Raw genomic sequence first — 18,120 nt, forward strand, 5'->3', positions numbered from 1 at the left:
AATTATGACAACAATTCATCTTACAACAAAAATAAATGCACCAAATAAAATCGTCTTTGATAATTCTAGAGATATTGATGTTCATAAACAATCTGCAAGCAAATCAAAAGAAGTTGTAATTGCTGGTACAACAACTGGATTAATAAATTATAACGAAACGGTAACTTGGCGTGGTAAACACTTCGGAATTTATTTAACTCATAAAAGTCGAATTACAGCTATGGATTTTTGCAATTATTTTGTAGATGAAATGGAACAAGGGAAATTTAAATCATTTAAACACGAGCATTTTTTTGAAGAAATAAACGGACAAACAATCATGACTGATAAATTACAATATGAAACTCCATTTGGAATATTTGGAAGTTTGTTTGATTATTTATTTTTAAAGAAGCATTTAACTCTATTCCTTTTAGAAAGAAACAAAATTCTAAAACAAGTATCAGAGAAGACAAGTAAAGTAAATTCCTTATCTTTATAATTACTATACCTAATAAATCATTTTAAAAAAAAACATATGTCATTAAAAACAAAAATTTTATCAATCGCCTTTTTTACAATTTCTTTGATGGGTTTTGCACAAAGTAATTGTAAAGAATTAAAAGGATGCGAAAGAAAATTATGCGAATTAAACACAAAATTAGTAGCTGCTAAAAAAGCTGGCAATCAAAGTCAGGTAAAAGGAGTTGAAGAAGCTATATCCCAAACCAAAAAGAACTGTACCACAAAAACAGTTAACAATGACCTTGACAAGAAAGTAAAAGAAAAACAAAAAGAAGTTAAGGAAAGAACTGATGATCTAAACAAAGCGATTAAAGATCAAGAGGGGAAAGAAAAAATAAACAAGAAAAGAAAGAAGTTAGAAGAAGCCAAAGCAGAATTAGCTAAAGCTGTTGCTTCTCAAAAAGCAAAATAAAGTTTACTTTCTCATATACAAAAACCGGTGTTAATGCATCGGTTTTTTGTATTTACACCTATTTTATCCATAAAACACAACCATCAGCCACCAAAAAATCGGAATACTTTCTACCCAAAAAGAAGTATAATATTTAGATCGTTTTTCATTTGCGAAAGCGATAAAAAGCGATAATACAAGAACCATAATTAAATTTATCACCAATTGATTTTTATCAAAATTAGATTTTAAAAACTCCAAAAAATAAAATGGAATCAAAAGTAATAATCCTAAAATTTTAGTTCGCTTTACTCCTATTTGCTGTGGAACAGTTTGCAAGTGAGGATCGTCATTTGCTAAATCGATAATCTCAAAAATTAATATGAGTACAAAAACCAAAATAAAACGCTGCACACATTTTAAATAAAAATCAGAAGTAAAAGCAATTTCAGCATTTATTAATGGTAAAACCAATGTAGCTCCAACCCAACAAAGTGCTACTATATAAATTTTAACTCCCGCCCAATTTCGGGCATTTTTTCTATTCGGAAAGAAAGGAAGTGTATAAAGTGCCGTAATCGCAAAGATCCCTACAGAAACTACTTGAGTTATTCGTTTCAACTGAAAAAAATAATAACCAACCAATAAAAGAGAACAAAAACTAAAAACAGCAATAATTTTTAATTGCCTCCCGATTGTTAGTTTGTTCACACGAACCAATGCATCATATTTTACAAAATTATATCCTACAATTGTTCCAAAAAAAACAAATAAAGACATTGATTCATCATACTCAATACCAAACATATGGAATGTTAAACGCACCAAAGCATAACATGATAAAGCTACATGAATGCTACTAATGATATAAAAATTAAATACCTGCGTAATTACCTTCATACAACAAAAATAATCAATTATTAAGAAATCAACCCTTTAGTTGTAAATTTCACAAAAAATGATACAAAAAATAGCAATTAGATTATTATTAATACTTAATTTTGCACCACAAAAAAACAACACTTTTACTACTATATGAAAACAGATGCTTTTGCTTTAAGACACATTGGTCCAAGAGAAACCGACCATCAACAAATGTTGAAAACAATTGGAGTTGAATCTATTGAACAACTCGTTTATGAAACGCTTCCAGATGACATTCGTTTAAAAGCACCATTAAACTTAGATCCTGCAATGACAGAATATGAGTTTTCAAATCACATACACCAACTAGGAAATAAAAATAAGGTTTTTAAATCATATATTGGTTTAGGATATAACCAAGCTATCGTTCCCGCAGTTATTCAAAGAAATGTCTTTGAAAATCCAGGATGGTACACAGCATATACACCTTATCAAGCAGAAATTGCTCAAGGTCGTTTAGAGGCAATCCTTAATTTCCAAACTACAGTTATAGAATTAACTGGAATGGAGATTGCCAATGCTTCTTTATTAGATGAAGCAACTGCCGCTGCTGAAGCAATGGCACTTTTATTTGATGTAAGATCAAGAGATCAAAAGAAAAACGAAATCAATAAGTTTTTTGTTTCTGAAGAAATCTTACCACAAACATTATCAGTATTACAAACTCGTGCAACACCTATCGGAGTTGAATTAGTTATAGGAAATCACGAAACATTTGATTTCTCAACAGCTTATTTTGGAGCAATCCTTCAATATCCTGGGAAATACGGACAAGTTCATGATTATGCAGCTTTTATTGCTAAAGCAAAAGACAACGAAATAAAAGTTGCTGTTGCTGCTGATATTTTAAGTTTAGCAAAATTAACTCCTCCAGGAGAAATGGGTGCTGCTGTTGTTGTAGGAACTACACAACGTTTTGGTATTCCGTTAGGATACGGTGGACCACACGCTGCTTATTTTGCAACAAAAGACGAATACAAACGAAGTATGCCAGGACGTATCATTGGAGTAACAATTGATACTAATGGAAACCGTGCTTTACGTATGGCATTACAAACACGTGAGCAGCATATAAAACGTGATAAAGCAACTTCAAACATTTGTACAGCACAGGTATTATTATCAGTAATGGCAGGAATGTATGCAGTATATCACGGACCAAGAGGATTGCAATATATCGCAGATAAAGTTCACGCTGCAACTGCAACACTTGCAAACGAATTAAAAAAATTAGGCGTAGAACAAACCAACACTGCATTCTTTGATACAATCGTTGTAAAAGCCGATGCTAAAAAAGTACGCGCAATTGCAGAACAAAACGAAATTAACTTTTACTATATCGACGAAAACACAATTTCTATTTCATTAAACGAAACAGTAAGTGTTGCCGAAGTAAACGAAATCATTTCAGTTTTTGCTACAGCTACAAATCAACAAGCTACAACAATCGATAGCTTAACAAATACAAACCATTTCCCTGAACATTTAAAAAGAACATCATCATTTTTAGAGCACGATGTTTTCAATAAATACCATTCAGAAACAGCTTTAATGCGTTATATCAAAATGTTAGAACGCAAAGATTTAGCTTTAAATCACTCGATGATTTCACTAGGTTCTTGTACAATGAAACTAAATGCTGCTTCAGAAATGTTACCATTAAGCAGCCCGCAATGGAATAACATTCACCCTTTTGCTCCGCTTGATCAAGCACAAGGATATCAGGAAATGTTGAAAAAACTAGAACAGCAATTAAATGTTATCACAGGTTTTGCAGGAACAACTTTGCAACCAAACTCTGGTGCACAAGGAGAATATGCAGGACTTATGGTTATACGTGCGTATCACCAATCAAAAGGAGATCACCACAGAAACATTGCTTTAATTCCATCATCAGCACACGGAACAAATCCTGCTTCGGCTGCAATGGCTGGAATGAAAGTTATTGTTACAAAAACTTTAGAAAACGGAAACATCGACGTAGAAGATTTACGTGAGAAAGCAATTCTACATAAAGACAACCTTTCTTGTTTAATGGTGACTTATCCATCTACTCATGGAGTTTATGAAAGTGCTATTAAAGAAATAACACAATTGATCCACGACAACGGAGGTCAGGTTTATATGGATGGTGCAAACATGAATGCTCAGGTAGGTTTAACAAATCCTGCTACAATTGGAGCCGACGTTTGTCACCTAAACTTACACAAAACATTTGCAATCCCTCACGGTGGTGGTGGACCAGGAGTTGGACCAATTTGCGTTGCTCCACAATTAGTTCCATTTTTACCAGGAAACCCAGTTATTGCAACTGGAGGAGATAACGCAATTACTGCTATTTCTGCAGCTCCATGGGGTTCAGCTTTAGTTTGTTTGATTTCTTACGGATACATTTCTATGTTAGGAGCCGAAGGTTTAAAAAGCGCTACACAACATGCAATTTTAAATGCTAACTATATCAAAGAAAAATTAAGCGGTCATTATGACACTTTATATTCTGGAGAAATGGGTCGTGCAGCTCACGAAATGATTTTAGAATGTCGTCCTTTTAAACAAAAAGGGATTGAAGTTACTGATATCGCAAAACGTTTAATGGATTACGGTTTCCACGCGCCAACAGTTTCTTTCCCAGTTGCAGGAACTTTAATGATTGAACCTACTGAAAGTGAAAACTTAAAAGAATTAGATCGTTTTTGTGAAGCTATGATTTCTATTCGTAAAGAAATTGAGGCTTCAACAATCGAAGATAAAAATAATGTCTTAAAAAATTCTCCACATACATTAGCAATGCTTACTACCGATGTTTGGGATTTCCCATACACAAGAGAGCAAGCAGCTTTCCCATTAGATTACATTGCTGAAAACAAATTCTGGCCAACTGTACGCAGAGCTGATGATGCTTTTGGAGATAGAAATTTAGTTTGCAGCTGTGCTCCTATTGAAGCTTATATGGAAGAATAAAAAATAAGTTTTACAATTATATAATTTACCCCGATCCGGAATTCCGGAATCGGGGTATTTTTTTTTTAACACATTCTTTTTTAATAAAATAAAAATATTTCAACTAATTGAAAAGCATTTTTTTTCTTACTTTAGCTACAAAAATACCTTAACTTAAAACCCCCTCATATGAAAAAAACTTTACAAGCATTATGTGCTCTTTTAGTAGTATTATTCATTGGTTGCTCAAGTGATAAAGAAGATGGAAACGTCAACCAATCTCAGAAAACAATCTTAAATATTTCAGACGCTAAAAGTCTTGTTATACTTGAAGAATCTTCAACCGGCAAAAACCTTGCGACTGAGACAAATTTATTTAAAATCACTGCTGATGGTAAATACCAGCCAGTAAATTTCACAAAAGAAGATAACTCATCAACTAACTCTAAACCAATAGTACGAAGCATAAAAAACTTAAATTCAACTTATGTTTTACTTTCAGGAAGTTTTAATTATACTGACGAAAAAGGAGTTTCACAAAGCTACTCTAGTATACTGGTAAGAAAAACTGATGGCGCAATTTTTAATTCTTCATCTGTAGATTTTTCATTTGAAAGTAGAAAATTAGGGGAAATTTTACCTAAACCTGATTCTGAAGGAAATATATATTATTACAAAGGATATAATTCAATTGGAAAATTATCATTAAATAACCCCGATAATATAAATGTAATAGATTATTTACCTACTGGACAAACTCCCATGTTTTTTGAAGTTGATCCTAAAGGAAATTGCATGTATCAATATAGTATAAGTAGTGGCCTTAATAAATATGGTTTACGCATAAAAAAAGCAAACGGTGGAATTCATGAAGTTAAAATAGAGGGAAGAGAGAACAAAGAATTTTGGTTAGGCAATAATGGTAAATTTTATTTTATTACTTATATATGGAACGAAGGCTACATCCCACAAATTCATAAAATAAACATCGATGGTGATACTATTACTACTAGTGTAGTATGGCCACTTAATGGAGTCCCAGTTCCTGATGGTGTTGGACAGATGTTTCGAACATCTAGTCAAGGGTCATTTATGATAAAAAAAGAAAATTCTGTTGTATTTATAGATACTTATTATACTTGGGGAGATATGAATTGGGAATTTTTTGAAAATAGTAATTCCGTTGAAAGTATAGAATTGCCCCATGTAGATCAATATGCCAAAATCGTATATTCAAAAGAAAACTATTACATCGCAACAAAAACAGATTTATACAAAGTTAATTTAGATACTCATGAATATATTAAATTACTTAATTCTGGTGAATATGAAGTTTATACCATTAGTGTTGATGCCAATGATAAATTACAATTTAGTGCTTTAAGATTAAAAGATGGGAAAAAGATTTTTGCAGAAATTAACAAAGAAGGAGCCTTAAAAACTACCAATGAAGAAATCAACAGAAAAGCGACTGTTCTTGAAAGAATCAACTAACAAAATAACACACAACAATAGCCTATAAAACAAAAGCTATTCTTACAAATGCCTCGATTAATCGAGGCATTTTTTTTGACATGATAAAATATTTTCAAAATAAATTTTCGAAAAGATTCAATTTACTTAATAAAAAACTCAAAAATCGTTAATATTAATTAACAAATAACCAGTTATTCCCGCAAAACAGAAATTATTTCATAATTATATGCACGCATAGTAAATATTATGGTTGTAATTATAATATTATTTCTAAATTAGCCTAAATTATTAGGAAAAACTGTGTAATGAAAATAAAAATAACTGGAATAGGAAGCTATATTCCACAAAAAGAAATAAGGAATACAGATTTTAACGAACATGTATTTTTAAATGAAGACGGAACTCCTTTTGGCTATCCAAATGAAGTTGTCATCAATAAGTTCAAAGGAATAACAGGTATTGAAAACAGACGTTATGCAGAAGATCAATATACATCTTCTGATTTAGCATACTTTGCTGCACAAAGAGCAATAGAAAACGCTAAGATTGATCCAGAAACTCTTGATTATATTATTTTCGCTCACAATTTTGGCGATGTAAAATACGGAACAACACAATCTGATATATTACCGAGTTTAGCAACACGTGTAAAAAACAAATTAGGTATTAAAAACCCTAAATGTGTTGCATATGATATTCTTTTTGGATGTCCTGGATGGATCGAAGGAGTGCTACAGGCAAATGCTTTCATCAAATCAGGCATGGCAAAACGTTGCTTAGTAATTGGAGCCGAAACACTTTCGAGAGTTGTAGATGACCATGATAGAGATTCTATGATTTATTCAGACGGAGCAGGAGCATCAGTTATTGAAGCTTCTGATGATGAAACAGGTTTATTATCATACGAAAGTGCCACTTTTGCAAGTGATGAAGCTGGATATTTATACTTCGGAAAATCATACAATCCCGATTTAGATCCTGACACGAAATACATAAAAATGTATGGACGAAAAATATATGAATTTGCTTTAAGTCAAGTTCCAGCAGCTATGAAAAGCTGTTTAGACAAAAGCGGTATTGCAATTGATGATGTCAAAAAAATTCTGATTCATCAAGCAAACGAAAAAATGGACGAAGCTATAATCCATCGTTTTTACAAACTGCATGGTAAAACTCCTCCAGAAAACATCATGCCTATGTCTATTCACGATTTAGGAAATAGCAGTGTAGCAACAGTTCCAACGCTTTATGATTTACTATTACAAGGAAAAATAGAAAATCACGAAATCAACAAAGGTGATGTTATTATATTTGCATCAGTTGGAGCAGGAATGAACGTTAACGCATTTGTCTACAGACATTAATTCGTTTTCAGCAATTATTCATTCGCAGTTTACAGTATGCTAAACTAATCACTGCGACTGAAAACTAAAAAAGTCCGCATTTTAAAATGCGGACTTTTTAGTATATTTGCACCCTAATTAAAACTAAGAACGAGAGATTCTTTCGTTCCTCGCAATAACTATGTACGAAAAAACATTTCCGAATAAACGATTCAAACATACTTTAGAATTTCTAAAAAAGCACATCACAACATCCGAAACCGTTTTGGATTTAGGAGTTGAAAATCCGTTTTCAAAAATAATGAAAGCAGAAGGTTTTAAAGTAAAAAATACTACAGGAGAAGATTTAGATACCGACCAAACAGTATTTGCTACCGAAAAACAAGATGTGGTTACCGCTTTCGAAATCTTCGAACATTTGCTAAACCCATTCACTATTTTAAACGAAATAAAATCAGATAAACTATTCATCTCGATTCCTATGCGTTTATGGTTCTCACCAGCATATCGTAGTAAAACAGATATGTGGGACAGGCACTATCACGAATTTGAAGATTGGCAATTAGACTGGCTTCTTGAAAAAACAGGTTGGAAAATCATCGACAGACAAAAATGGACCAATCCTGTAAAAAAATTCGGAATACGTCCTTTATTGCGAAGCTTTACAAATAGATACTATATTGTTTACGCAGAGAGAAAATAGTTTTAAGCATCAGTTTTCAGTTTATTAAATATGAAATATTATATTGTCATACCGGCACATAACGAACAAGAATTAATTGGCTTAACATTGCAATCTTTGATTTCGCAAACCGTTTTACCAAAAAAAATTGTTGTAGTCAATGACAATTCGACCGATAAAACGGGAGAAATTGTACTGGATTATGCCAAAGAAAATCCATATATATCATTGGTTAACAAAACCTCGAGTGCTATACATTTGCCAGGAAGCAAAGTAATCCAAGCATTTCATAAAGGATTTGAAACACTCGATGATGATTATGATATCATTGTAAAAATAGATGGAGATTTAATCTTTCCCCCAAACTATTTCGAAACTATTATTGCACACTTTCAATCTGATCCAAAAATCGGAATGGCAGGAGGATTTTGCTACATAGAAAAAAATGGGGATTGGATATTAGAAAATCTAACCGACAAAGATCATATTCGTGGCGCGCTAAAAGCCTACCGAAAAGAAACGTTTCAACAAATTGGTGGATTAAAACCCTCAATGGGCTGGGATACTGTAGATGAATTACTTTGTAAATATTATGATTGGAAAATAGTTACCGATTCTTCTTTACACGTAAAACATCTTAAACCCACTGGTGCTAATTATAGCAAAACAGCACGTTATAAACAAGGTGAAGCTTTTTATACTTTAGGATATGGTTTTTGGATCACAGCAATTGCATCTGCAAAGTTGGCAATGATGAAGAAAAAACCATTTCTATTCTTTGATTACATTAAAGGATTCTTAAAAGCAAAAAGAGCAAAAACACCATTATTGGTAACCGATGCACAAGCAAAATTCATTCGAAATTATCGTTTGAAAAAAATGAAAGAAAAGCTTTTTTAGTTCAAGCAATCAAAAAAACTATAAAATCTAAACCGTAAACTGGCAACTATTTTCGTAATTTAGCCCATATTCGTAAAAACTATGATGCTCATTCGTTATTTATCCCAAATAGGAAGATACTTCTTGATGCTTAAAGAAATTTTCAATAAACAAACCAAGTGGTCTGTTATGAAAAAACTAATCTTTAAAGAAATTGATGACTTAATTATTGATTCCCTTGGTATTGTTTGTTTCATTTCATTCTTCGTAGGAGGAGTTGTTGCAATTCAAACCGCATTAAACTTAACAAATCCATTAATTCCTAAATACTTAATTGGTTTCGCGACCAGACAATCAGTAATTTTAGAATTTGCTCCAACATTTATCTCTGTTATTATGGCAGGAAAAATGGGATCCTTCATTACATCAAGTATAGGAACCATGAGAGTTACTGAGCAAATCGATGCACTAGAAGTTATGGGTGTTAACTCATTAAACTATCTGGTTTTTCCAAAAATAATCGCTTTACTATTGTATCCTTTTGTAATCGGAATTAGTATGTTCTTGGGTATTTTTGGAGGTTGGCTAGCTGGTGTTTACGGTGGGTTTACAACTAGTGATGATTTTATAATGGGAGCACAAATGGAATTTATTCCGTTTCACATTACTTATGCTTTTATTAAAACAATAATATTTGCCATGCTATTGGCAACTATTCCATCATTTCATGGCTATTATATGAAAGGTGGGGCTCTAGAAGTAGGAAAAGCAAGTACAGTAGCATTCGTTTGGACATCTGTATCTATTATCCTTTTTAATTATATATTAACACAATTGTTATTAGGCTCATGATAGAAGTAAAAAATATAGAAAAATCATTTGGCGACAGCAAAGTACTTAAAGGCGTTTCGACCGTATTTGAAACTGGAAAAACAAACCTAATTATTGGGCAAAGTGGATCTGGAAAAACGGTGTTATTAAAAAGCCTATTGGGTATTCATGCTCCAGATTCTGGAACAATTGAGTTTGACGGTAGAGTTTATTCAGAACTAGATCCTGATGAAAAAAGAGAATTACGTACCGAAATCGGAATGGTATTTCAAGGAAGTGCATTATTTGATTCCATGACTGTTGCCGAAAACGTTGCTTTCCCTCTTAAAATGTTCACCACAGATACAGGCTCTAAAATTCAGGATCGTGTAGATTTCGTTTTAAAAAGAGTAAATCTAATTGATGCCCATAAAAAATTACCATCGGAAATCTCTGGGGGGATGCAAAAACGTGTGGCAATTGCCCGCGCTATTGTTAATAATCCAAAATACTTATTTTGTGATGAACCAAATTCAGGTTTAGATCCAAATACATCGACTTTAATTGATAATTTAATTAAAGAAATCACTGAAGAATATAATATTACCACCGTAATTAACACGCACGATATGAACTCGGTGATGGAAATTGGTGAAAATATTTTATTCTTAAAAAACGGAGTAAAAGAGTGGCAAGGTACCAAAGAAGAAATCTTTGTAACCGATAATAAAGCTATTGTTGAGTTTGTTTATTCTTCAAATTTATTCAAGAAAGTAAGAGAAGCTTATTTAAAAGGATAGCCTCATATATACACCATATTAAAAACCCCAAATTTCAATTTTATTTAAATTGAAATTTGGGGTTTTTATATTTGCTTTTAAGTCTAAATTTAGTCTCTGGTAAGCAACAACTCGACTTCTGCATTTGGATTAAAAAGATAAGTCCTTCCTGAGCTTATTTCGAGACATTCAAAACGTTTCGTTCTTACTGCTATTTTCTTAAAGACTTTTCCGTTTTGGATTCTGAAAACACTTCCATAAGGGATTTCAAAAATATAATTCTTATCGTTTTCTTTGTCATATTGCTTTAAAGCCAATGATAAAGTAGTATCAGTATCGCTACTTGCCGTAGGGTTCTTAAAATGCCTCGCTAGCAGTGGCAATAAGTGGCTAGGAAATATTTCTGGTCGAATAAAAGGAACCATTAACCGCTGAAAAGAATATTTCCATTCGTTTCCGTGAGGCTTAATATTTCTTCCAAATTTCTCGAATGCTACTAAATGCGAAATTTCATGAATTAACGTAATCAAAAACTTGTATTTATTCAAGCTAGAATTTACTGTAATCTCATGTTTGCCGCTCGGCCCTTTTCTATAATCCCCATGACGTGTTTGTCTTTCGTTTACAATCTTAAGATGCACACGATTATCAACAATAAGATCAAAAACTGGTCTTACCGCGTGTTCAGGGATATATTTTGCTAAAGTTTGGCTCAAAACTGAAAAAAATTATGAGTTATGAATTAAAAAATTTTCTTCGAGGTAATTATTATACTTCTTATAATTTTCAGAACCTCGTTACACTGTTGATGTATTGATTCAACGCATTCTTTTTGAGCAATTGATAATTTATGAATAAAATCTGTTTTACTTTGAGCATTAACAGCTTCACGAACATTTGCCCCAACTGAAGTAATAGAACGTAAAAACTGTTTACTCATTATAAATTCTTTCTTTTCAGAAACCATCCATTTATAAAAATTAACTCCTCTTATAGCTAACTCAAAACTTTTAGTTGTTACGATACTTTCACTCATAATTCAGAACTTAAAATTCATAATTATTTTTTTACGGATTAGTAGAAGAAACTTCTAATACTTTTCCGTTAAAATATTTATTTCCATTAAGGGTGAAATCATAAATATAAGTAGCCATTCCACTTGCCGAAATTGGTGCTTGATATCCTGGAAAAGCTTCCTGTAACATTTCTGTCTGAACAGACCCTAGTGCTAAAACATTAAATGAGATTCCTTTTTCTTTATATTCTTCGGCCAATAATTCAGACAATGTAATTACAGCGCCTTTACTAGAACTATACGCTGCAAGCCCCGCAAACTTAAGACTTCCGCGAACTCCACCTATAGAACTAATAGTTACCACATGACTCCCTTTTTCAAGGTAGGGCAAGCAAACTCTAGTAAGATTTGCTACTGCAAAAACATTTACTTTATAAATACTTTCAAAATCTGCCTGAGTAGTTTCTGCAAAAGGCTTTAAAAGCAAAGCTCCTGCATTATGTACCAATGCATCTACTTTTTTCCAAGTTGAAGAAAGAAATTCATCTACTTTATGTAGTTCAGCTTCATTAGATAAATCAACAGAAAGACAAGTAACATTAGAATGTTCTAAAAGCAATTGAGGGATTTTTCTTGAAATAGCTAATACCTGATGTCCTGCATTTGCAAATTGCAAAGCCAGCTCATAACCTATCCCTCTACTCGTCCCTGTAATAATAATATTTTTCATATCGCAAAAATAAGGAAAACCTATAAAAAAGCATAGCTTATTTAGTCATCAAAATCTCTTTTGTTGGAGAGCTAGCCATATGTGTTACTGCAGGCAATAATTCTTGAATAAATGAAGTCATATGTGGCACATCCATCACTTTAAATTCATCTGAAACATGATGGTAAAACTCAAAGTTTTCAAAATCGAACGTACTTATTGATTGACAAGGTACTCCGAATGCTTCGAAAAAAGGATAATTATCTGACCTGAAAAACAATTGATATTCTGCTTCTTTTGGTAAGAATCCTATAGTTTTATCTCCAGTATATTCATTAATTTTTGTTGCCATATTCGTTTTATCAAAACCTGTAATATAGGCCAAAAAATCTCGTTTCATTGGAACTCCAATCATTTCAATATTCAATTGAGCATATAGATTAAAGTTTTTGCTTTTTAGCTTTTTAGCCAAATGTTTCGACCCCAAGAGCCCTTTTTCTTCTCCTGCAAAAAACACAAACAGCACACTTCTTTTATTCAGTTTTGTTTGACTAAAATATTTTGCTATTTCTGCAACTGCAACAACACCAGATGCATCATCGTTTGCTCCATTATTTATAAAATCGCCATTAAGTCCTTTTTTATCAATACCAATATGATCGTAATGCGCACTTAAAATTATAAACTCATTTTTCAGCGTAGGATCTGTTCCTTCTAAATACCCAACTATGTTATATGCTGGAGTTTTAAATGTAGATAAAGTATCTCGATAAGAAGAAAAATAAGGTTTTACTTTATTGGTTTTGAAAAAATCTTCCAAATAAACAGCTGCTTTTTCAATCCCTTTTGTTCCAGTTTCTCTACCTTCTAATTCATCCGAAGAAAGATATTTTAAAGTCGAAGACACTTCATCCTCCTTTACTTTATAATCAATTGCTAACTTTAAACTTGACTGCGTTGCATCGGTTGTAATTTGTGTATTGGTTTTACACCCAAAAAAAATAAAAGGGAATAAAATTAAAAGGAATAGTTTTTTCATCATAAAAATCTTTTGGGTTTGGTTTGTTCTGTTTATCATTTCTATCATAAACGTATAAAATTGATTAACTACTAAATAATCGTTAATCGCAAGCTGTAAATATAATTAATTTTTATTGCAAAAATAAAACCCTTTCAATACCAAAGGCCGAAAGGGTTTTATTAAAATTAATTTAAAATGATTATCCTGCAATAACCGCTCTTGAAATTACTATTTTTTGAATTTCTGAAGTTCCTTCATAAATCTGAGTAATTTTTGCGTCACGCATAAAACGCTCTACATGATATTCTTTTACGTACCCGTTTCCACCATGAATTTGAACAGCCTCTACAGCAGTATCCATTGCTACTTGCGAAGCAAACAATTTAGCCATAGCACCACTTACATCATAATTATTATGTTGGTCTTTATCCCAAGCGGCTTTCATACAAAGATGACGTGCTGCTTCGATATTTACCGCCATATCTGCCAATTTAAAAGCAATAGCTTGGTGATTGCAAATTTCAGTTCCAAAAGCCTTACGTTCTTTCGAATATTTAAGCGCTAATTCATAAGCACCAGAAGCAATTCCCAAAGCTTGAGAAGCGATACCAATTCTTCCACCTGCTAATGTTTTCATGGCAAATTTGAATCCAAATCCATCCTCACCAATTCGGTTTTCTTTTGGTACTTTTACATCACTAAACATTAATGAATGTGTATCAGAACCACGAATTCCCATTTTCTGTTCCTTAGGTCCGACAGAAAAACCAGGCATATCTTTAGTCATGATTAAAGCATTAATTCCTTTATGCTTTTTCTCAGCATGAGTTTGTACAATTACAATATATACAGAAGCAGTATTACCATTAGTAATCCAGTTTTTAGTTCCGTTTACCAAATAATGATCTCCCATATCGATACCAGAAGTTTTTTGTGATGTAGCATCGCTACCTGCTTCTGGCTCACTCAAACAAAATGCTCCATGGATTTCTCCAGATGCCAATCCTGGTAAGTATTTTTGCTTTTGTTCTTCGGTACCAAAAGCCTGAAGTCCCCAACAAACTAATGAATTGTTTACCGACATCACTACAGAAGCCGAAGCATCAACTTTCGAAATCTCTTCCATAGCTATTACGTATGAAGTCGTATCTAAACCACTTCCTCCATATTTAGGATCAACCATCATTCCCATGAATCCTAGTTGTCCCATTTTTTTTATTTGTTCCGTAGGGAAAATTTGCTTTTCGTCTCTTTCTATCACACCTGGTAACAATTCATTTTGAGCAAAATCTCTAGCAGCTTGTTGAATCATTAAGTGCTCTTCGGTAAGATTAAAATCCATAGTATTATAAAATAAAAGTTGCTTTTTGTTAAATATATATATCCAAAGGTACTTTTTTATACTGAAATTTTCAATTTTGACTTGCTTTTTTGACTAAAGAAAAATGACCACTATATCGTTATCGTAATAATATCAAGAACTTCGCTTAATGTTGTCAGCTTGGCAACCATCGAAAATTCATTAAAGAATGAAGAAATAGCAATCAAAAATTCTAAAAACTGAGATAATTGAATATAAAATTTTATCAAAAAAAACACAAAAAGACTTCTCAAAACTATAAAACCAGTTAACCTAAACACATCCTATTATAGATTAAAATAATTTTAGTTTTCATCCTAAAAGATAAAATCGAAATCATGATTAAGGTTAATAAATTGTAACCGGAAAAATTAAAAAATATGTTTTTTGAAGAAAAAAACGAATGGATGACTGTAAATTCCTTCCCGAAAATATAATTTTTAATCAAATTACAACCATCAAAAAATAAGATAATTCAGCAAATATTTACATTTCATAAACACTTAAATACCAAAACAATAACTTTCAAATAGACGTTTTCTTATATAAGCAGTTTTCGTAAAAAACACAACACTTTTATGATAAAAATATAGAAATTAAAAGTATTTTTGTAAAAATCATATAAATAACGAGAATATGAAAAACTTATTACTATTACTTACTGTAATTTTAACTTTGCAATTCACAGAGGCAACTGCTCAAAAATCTTTCGATATTGATGGTGTTACTGTCCCAAGAACAATTCAATTTCAGAACAAAACTTTATCCTTAAATGGAGCTGGTGGAAGATCAAAAATGTGGTTAGAAGTATATGTTCAGGCATTATATTTATCACAATTAAGCCAGGATCCAAAATTTATTATTGATAGTGATACCGAAATGGCTATTCGTATTGAAATAACCTCTTCGATGGTATCTTCAAACAAATTAACAAAAGCCATGAATAATGGTTTCGAAAAATCTGCTGGAGATAATCTGCAAGCATTACGCCCAAGAATCGAAGAATTTAAAAGTTTTTTAAGTGATGAAATCACCCAAAAAGATGTTTTTAAACTTATATATTCTCCTATTGATTCATCAGTCTGGGTATATAAAAATGATGTTTTAAAAGGAAAAGTTCAAGGCTTTGATTTCAAAAAAGCACTTTTCGGAATTTGGCTATCTGATAAACCTGCCGATGAAAAATTAAAAAATCAATTATTAGGTAAGTAATTATTTTGCTGTTTCTAGTTTAAAAACATTAAACAAAGCGCAACACTAAATACATAGTTAAGAATACTTTTACTACAAAAAAGAAACCACGCAATAGCATTAAACGAGCTGAATTCTTATATTTTTCATCCAAATAAACTTCTAAAAAGTATCGATTTATATTTTTGAAAGATAATTCGTCTTATTAATAACCAAATATTGAACTATTTATACTACAAATTAATTGTTAATTTTTTACAATTTCTGTACCTTAAAATTACCACTGCCTATTGCCTGCGAAAACGAGTGCTTTATAGAGCTAGTGAAATCGTAACTACTACTTTTTTTATTGCAAGAAATCAAAATTAACTCATTTTAAAAACTAATAATACCCACTGATAATAAACCACTTATAAGAAACAAGCTATTATTTTTATATTATTTAAGAACTAAAAACTACAAAGCAATATAGACTTTTTATGCACTATAACTGAGATAGAAAAGCACTATATCATCAACAAATCAGAATCACACAACAGGTTGATTACATGTAAAATAACTTAAACTAAAAACATTCTTAAATAAAGCCTTTCTATTAAAAAGTGAGCATAATCACTCAAAAAAGACAGAAAATAGGCCTATTTTTGTAAAAATTACAAAATTTACAAAAAGATGAAAAAAATTTTATTATTACTTACAGTAATTTCAACTTTGCAATTCACTAATGTTTCCGCACAAAAAACGTTCACAGTAGATGGTGTTGTTCTACCAAGAACAATCCAATTTCAGAACAAAACTTTATCATTAAATGGCGCAGGCGGAAGATCAAAATTATGGTTAGGGTCATGTGTACAATCCTTATACTTATCTCAATTAACACAAGATTCTGAATATATCCTGGATAGTGCCACTGAAATGGCAATTCGTATCAATATAACCACTTCAATAATACCAGCTAGTAAATTAACCCAACTTATACATGAACGCTTCGAAAAATCGGCAGCAAACAATATGGAACCCTTAAGGTACCGATTAGAAGATTTTAAAAATATGTTAGGTAACCAGATCAATGAAAAAGATATCTTTAAAATTGTCTATTCTCCTATTGATTCATCTGTCTGGGTATATAAAAACAATGTTTTAAAAGGAAAAATTAAAGGAAATGATTTCAAAAAAGCTCTTTTTGGAATCTGGTTATCTAACAAACCTGCCGATCAAAAATTGAAAGATCAATTATTAGGTAAATAAATTTTAATATACTACTTCAGCTAAAGATATCAAAACAAGTTAAATATACTAAAATCTTTACCTAAATGAATCCGAGAAAATCATTTAAACTCGGACTAATAAAAAATCAAACTACCTATACAAATAAACACTTACTAGTTAATTGTAACCAATTAACTAGTAAGTAAAAACTCATTCCTAATGTATTTTTTAGAAAAGTCGGCGTAACTGTCTCTAAAATACAAAAATTAGAAGTATTTTTGCGAAAAACTTAAAAATACAATAAGAATGAATAATTTTTTATTTTCACTTACAGTACTTATGACTTTGCAATTTTCGACCACTACAGCTCAGAAAGTTTTTAATATTGAAGGTGTAATGGTTCCAAGAACTATAGAATTCCAAAACAAAACTTTATCATTAAATGGAGCTGGTGGACGATCTATGATGTGGTCAGATATATATGTGCAAGCTTTGTACTTATCTCAATTAAGTCAAGATGCAAAATTCATTATTGATAGTGACACAGAAATGGCAATTCGGATAGAAATTACCTCCTCGATGGTATCTTCTAAAAAATTGACAAAAGCAATGGATGACAATTTCAAGAAAACTGCTGGAGATAATTTAAATGTATTACAGCCTCGAATCGAAGAATTAAAATACTACTTAAGTGATGATATCACCAAAAAAGATGTCTTTAAACTTATTTACTCTCCTAATGACTCTTCTGTTTGGGTATACAAAAACAACCAATTAAAAGGAAAAATTCAAGGGTTTGATTTCAAAAAAGCTCTTTTTAGCATTTGGTTAGCTGAGAAACCTACGGACGAGAAATTAAAAAATCAGTTATTAGGTAAATAAGCATT

General features: G+C 31.6%; 18 protein-coding genes. 12 read left to right on the plus strand and 6 right to left on the minus strand.

Features of this window, described 5'->3' with window-relative positions:
* The first annotated feature begins 4 nt into the window (after positions 1-4).
* Complete coding sequence (locus OIU80_RS03655; protein ID WP_264285699.1) at positions 5-481, plus strand: SRPBCC family protein; 477 nt, start codon at positions 5-7, stop codon at positions 479-481.
* 36 nt (positions 482-517) lie between these two features.
* Positions 518-916 carry a DUF1090 domain-containing protein gene (locus OIU80_RS03660; RefSeq protein WP_264285700.1) on the plus strand — a complete coding sequence of 133 codons (399 nt, stop codon included), beginning with the start codon at positions 518-520 and terminating at the stop codon, positions 914-916.
* Between the two features lie 63 nt (positions 917-979).
* Here the strand turns inward: OIU80_RS03660 and OIU80_RS03665 are convergent, their stop codons facing one another.
* Complete coding sequence (locus OIU80_RS03665) at positions 980-1,795, minus strand: hypothetical protein (protein ID WP_264285701.1); 816 nt, start codon at positions 1,793-1,795, stop codon at positions 980-982.
* Positions 1,796-1,930: 135 nt separating this feature from the next.
* Between OIU80_RS03665 and gcvP the strand changes: the two genes are divergently transcribed.
* From gcvP to OIU80_RS03700, 7 genes are all read left to right on the plus strand, one after another.
* On the plus strand, positions 1,931-4,780 hold the full coding sequence (gcvP, locus tag OIU80_RS03670) for an aminomethyl-transferring glycine dehydrogenase (protein WP_264285702.1): 2,850 nt from the start codon (positions 1,931-1,933) through the stop codon (positions 4,778-4,780).
* Between the two features lie 168 nt (positions 4,781-4,948).
* Positions 4,949-6,253 carry a hypothetical protein gene (locus OIU80_RS03675; RefSeq protein ID WP_264285703.1) on the plus strand — a complete coding sequence of 435 codons (1,305 nt, stop codon included), beginning with the start codon at positions 4,949-4,951 and terminating at the stop codon, positions 6,251-6,253.
* A gap of 287 nt (positions 6,254-6,540) precedes the next feature.
* The gene (locus OIU80_RS03680; RefSeq protein WP_264285704.1) at positions 6,541-7,599 is read left to right on the plus strand and encodes a 3-oxoacyl-ACP synthase III family protein; all 1,059 of its coding nucleotides are present in this window, start codon (positions 6,541-6,543) and stop codon (positions 7,597-7,599) included.
* 160 nt (positions 7,600-7,759) lie between these two features.
* A complete protein-coding gene (locus OIU80_RS03685; RefSeq protein ID WP_264285705.1) occupies positions 7,760-8,281 on the plus strand; it encodes a class I SAM-dependent methyltransferase in 522 nt (173 codons plus the stop codon).
* 30 nt (positions 8,282-8,311) lie between these two features.
* Positions 8,312-9,160 (plus strand): glycosyltransferase, encoded by an 849-nt coding sequence (locus tag OIU80_RS03690; protein ID WP_264285706.1) that lies wholly within the window; start codon positions 8,312-8,314, stop codon positions 9,158-9,160.
* Positions 9,161-9,241: 81 nt separating this feature from the next.
* Positions 9,242-9,991 carry an MlaE family ABC transporter permease gene (locus tag OIU80_RS03695; RefSeq protein ID WP_035619715.1) on the plus strand — a complete coding sequence of 250 codons (750 nt, stop codon included), beginning with the start codon at positions 9,242-9,244 and terminating at the stop codon, positions 9,989-9,991.
* Positions 9,988-10,749: an ABC transporter ATP-binding protein gene (locus tag OIU80_RS03700; protein ID WP_264285707.1), complete on the plus strand. Its 762-nt coding sequence runs from the start codon at positions 9,988-9,990 to the stop codon at positions 10,747-10,749. Before OIU80_RS03695 ends, OIU80_RS03700 begins: the two co-directional genes overlap by 4 nt.
* Positions 10,750-10,838: 89 nt before the next feature.
* On the opposite strand, the gene OIU80_RS03705 is transcribed toward OIU80_RS03700, so the two are convergent.
* The 5 genes from OIU80_RS03705 to OIU80_RS03725 all read right to left on the minus strand — a co-directional run bounded on the left by OIU80_RS03705 (position 10,839) and on the right by OIU80_RS03725 (position 14,815).
* Positions 10,839-11,444 carry a SprT-like domain-containing protein gene (locus OIU80_RS03705; protein WP_264285708.1) on the minus strand — a complete coding sequence of 202 codons (606 nt, stop codon included), beginning with the start codon at positions 11,442-11,444 and terminating at the stop codon, positions 10,839-10,841.
* A gap of 26 nt (positions 11,445-11,470) precedes the next feature.
* Positions 11,471-11,764, minus strand: a complete 294-nt coding sequence (locus OIU80_RS03710; protein ID WP_264285709.1) for a four helix bundle protein — start codon at positions 11,762-11,764, stop codon at positions 11,471-11,473.
* A 31-nt stretch (positions 11,765-11,795) separates the two neighbouring features.
* Complete coding sequence (locus tag OIU80_RS03715) at positions 11,796-12,473, minus strand: SDR family NAD(P)-dependent oxidoreductase (RefSeq protein ID WP_264285710.1); 678 nt, start codon at positions 12,471-12,473, stop codon at positions 11,796-11,798.
* Positions 12,474-12,510: 37 nt separating this feature from the next.
* Entirely contained in the window at positions 12,511-13,491 is a 981-nt protein-coding gene (locus tag OIU80_RS03720; protein ID WP_264285711.1) for a M20/M25/M40 family metallo-hydrolase, read from the minus strand.
* 181 nt (positions 13,492-13,672) lie between these two features.
* Complete coding sequence (locus OIU80_RS03725) at positions 13,673-14,815, minus strand: acyl-CoA dehydrogenase family protein (protein WP_195735617.1); 1,143 nt, start codon at positions 14,813-14,815, stop codon at positions 13,673-13,675.
* Positions 14,816-15,469: 654 nt separating this feature from the next.
* Between OIU80_RS03725 and OIU80_RS03730 the strand changes: the two genes are divergently transcribed.
* The 3 genes from OIU80_RS03730 (at position 15,470) to OIU80_RS03740 (ending at position 18,115) form a co-directional block, all read left to right on the plus strand.
* Positions 15,470-16,045: a chalcone isomerase family protein gene (locus OIU80_RS03730; RefSeq protein ID WP_264285712.1), complete on the plus strand. Its 576-nt coding sequence runs from the start codon at positions 15,470-15,472 to the stop codon at positions 16,043-16,045.
* A gap of 651 nt (positions 16,046-16,696) precedes the next feature.
* Complete coding sequence (locus OIU80_RS03735) at positions 16,697-17,272, plus strand: chalcone isomerase family protein (RefSeq protein WP_264285713.1); 576 nt, start codon at positions 16,697-16,699, stop codon at positions 17,270-17,272.
* Positions 17,273-17,539: 267 nt separating this feature from the next.
* On the plus strand, positions 17,540-18,115 hold the full coding sequence (locus OIU80_RS03740) for a chalcone isomerase family protein (protein WP_264285714.1): 576 nt from the start codon (positions 17,540-17,542) through the stop codon (positions 18,113-18,115).
* Positions 18,116-18,120: the final 5 nt, after the last annotated feature.

Origin of the sequence: Flavobacterium frigoritolerans, from assembly GCF_025847275.1 — a bacterium.
GTDB classification, from domain to species: Bacteria; Bacteroidota; Bacteroidia; order Flavobacteriales; family Flavobacteriaceae; genus Flavobacterium; species Flavobacterium frigoritolerans.

Excerpts from the sequence above, each read along its gene's own strand:
- OIU80_RS03660 (WP_264285700.1), top strand. The coding sequence starts at position 518 with ATGTCATTAAAAACAAAAATTTTATCAATCGCCTTTTTTACAATTTCT.
- OIU80_RS03655 (WP_264285699.1), top strand. The coding sequence starts at position 5 with ATGACAACAATTCATCTTACAACAAAAATAAATGCACCAAATAAAATC.
- OIU80_RS03725 (WP_195735617.1), bottom strand. The coding sequence starts at position 14,815 with ATGGATTTTAATCTTACCGAAGAGCACTTAATGATTCAACAAGCTGCT.
- OIU80_RS03730 (WP_264285712.1), top strand. The coding sequence starts at position 15,470 with ATGAAAAACTTATTACTATTACTTACTGTAATTTTAACTTTGCAATTC.
- OIU80_RS03720 (WP_264285711.1), bottom strand. The coding sequence starts at position 13,491 with ATGAAAAAACTATTCCTTTTAATTTTATTCCCTTTTATTTTTTTTGGG.
- OIU80_RS03685 (WP_264285705.1), top strand. The coding sequence starts at position 7,760 with ATGTACGAAAAAACATTTCCGAATAAACGATTCAAACATACTTTAGAA.
- OIU80_RS03715 (WP_264285710.1), bottom strand. The coding sequence starts at position 12,473 with ATGAAAAATATTATTATTACAGGGACGAGTAGAGGGATAGGTTATGAG.
- OIU80_RS03740 (WP_264285714.1), top strand. The coding sequence starts at position 17,540 with ATGAATAATTTTTTATTTTCACTTACAGTACTTATGACTTTGCAATTT.
- OIU80_RS03680 (WP_264285704.1), top strand. The coding sequence starts at position 6,541 with ATGAAAATAAAAATAACTGGAATAGGAAGCTATATTCCACAAAAAGAA.
- OIU80_RS03665 (WP_264285701.1), bottom strand. The coding sequence starts at position 1,795 with ATGAAGGTAATTACGCAGGTATTTAATTTTTATATCATTAGTAGCATT.
- OIU80_RS03735 (WP_264285713.1), top strand. The coding sequence starts at position 16,697 with ATGAAAAAAATTTTATTATTACTTACAGTAATTTCAACTTTGCAATTC.
- OIU80_RS03695 (WP_035619715.1), top strand. The coding sequence starts at position 9,242 with ATGATGCTCATTCGTTATTTATCCCAAATAGGAAGATACTTCTTGATG.
- OIU80_RS03675 (WP_264285703.1), top strand. The coding sequence starts at position 4,949 with ATGAAAAAAACTTTACAAGCATTATGTGCTCTTTTAGTAGTATTATTC.
- OIU80_RS03710 (WP_264285709.1), bottom strand. The coding sequence starts at position 11,764 with ATGAGTGAAAGTATCGTAACAACTAAAAGTTTTGAGTTAGCTATAAGA.
- OIU80_RS03700 (WP_264285707.1), top strand. The coding sequence starts at position 9,988 with ATGATAGAAGTAAAAAATATAGAAAAATCATTTGGCGACAGCAAAGTA.
- OIU80_RS03690 (WP_264285706.1), top strand. The coding sequence starts at position 8,312 with ATGAAATATTATATTGTCATACCGGCACATAACGAACAAGAATTAATT.
- gcvP (WP_264285702.1), top strand. The coding sequence starts at position 1,931 with ATGAAAACAGATGCTTTTGCTTTAAGACACATTGGTCCAAGAGAAACC.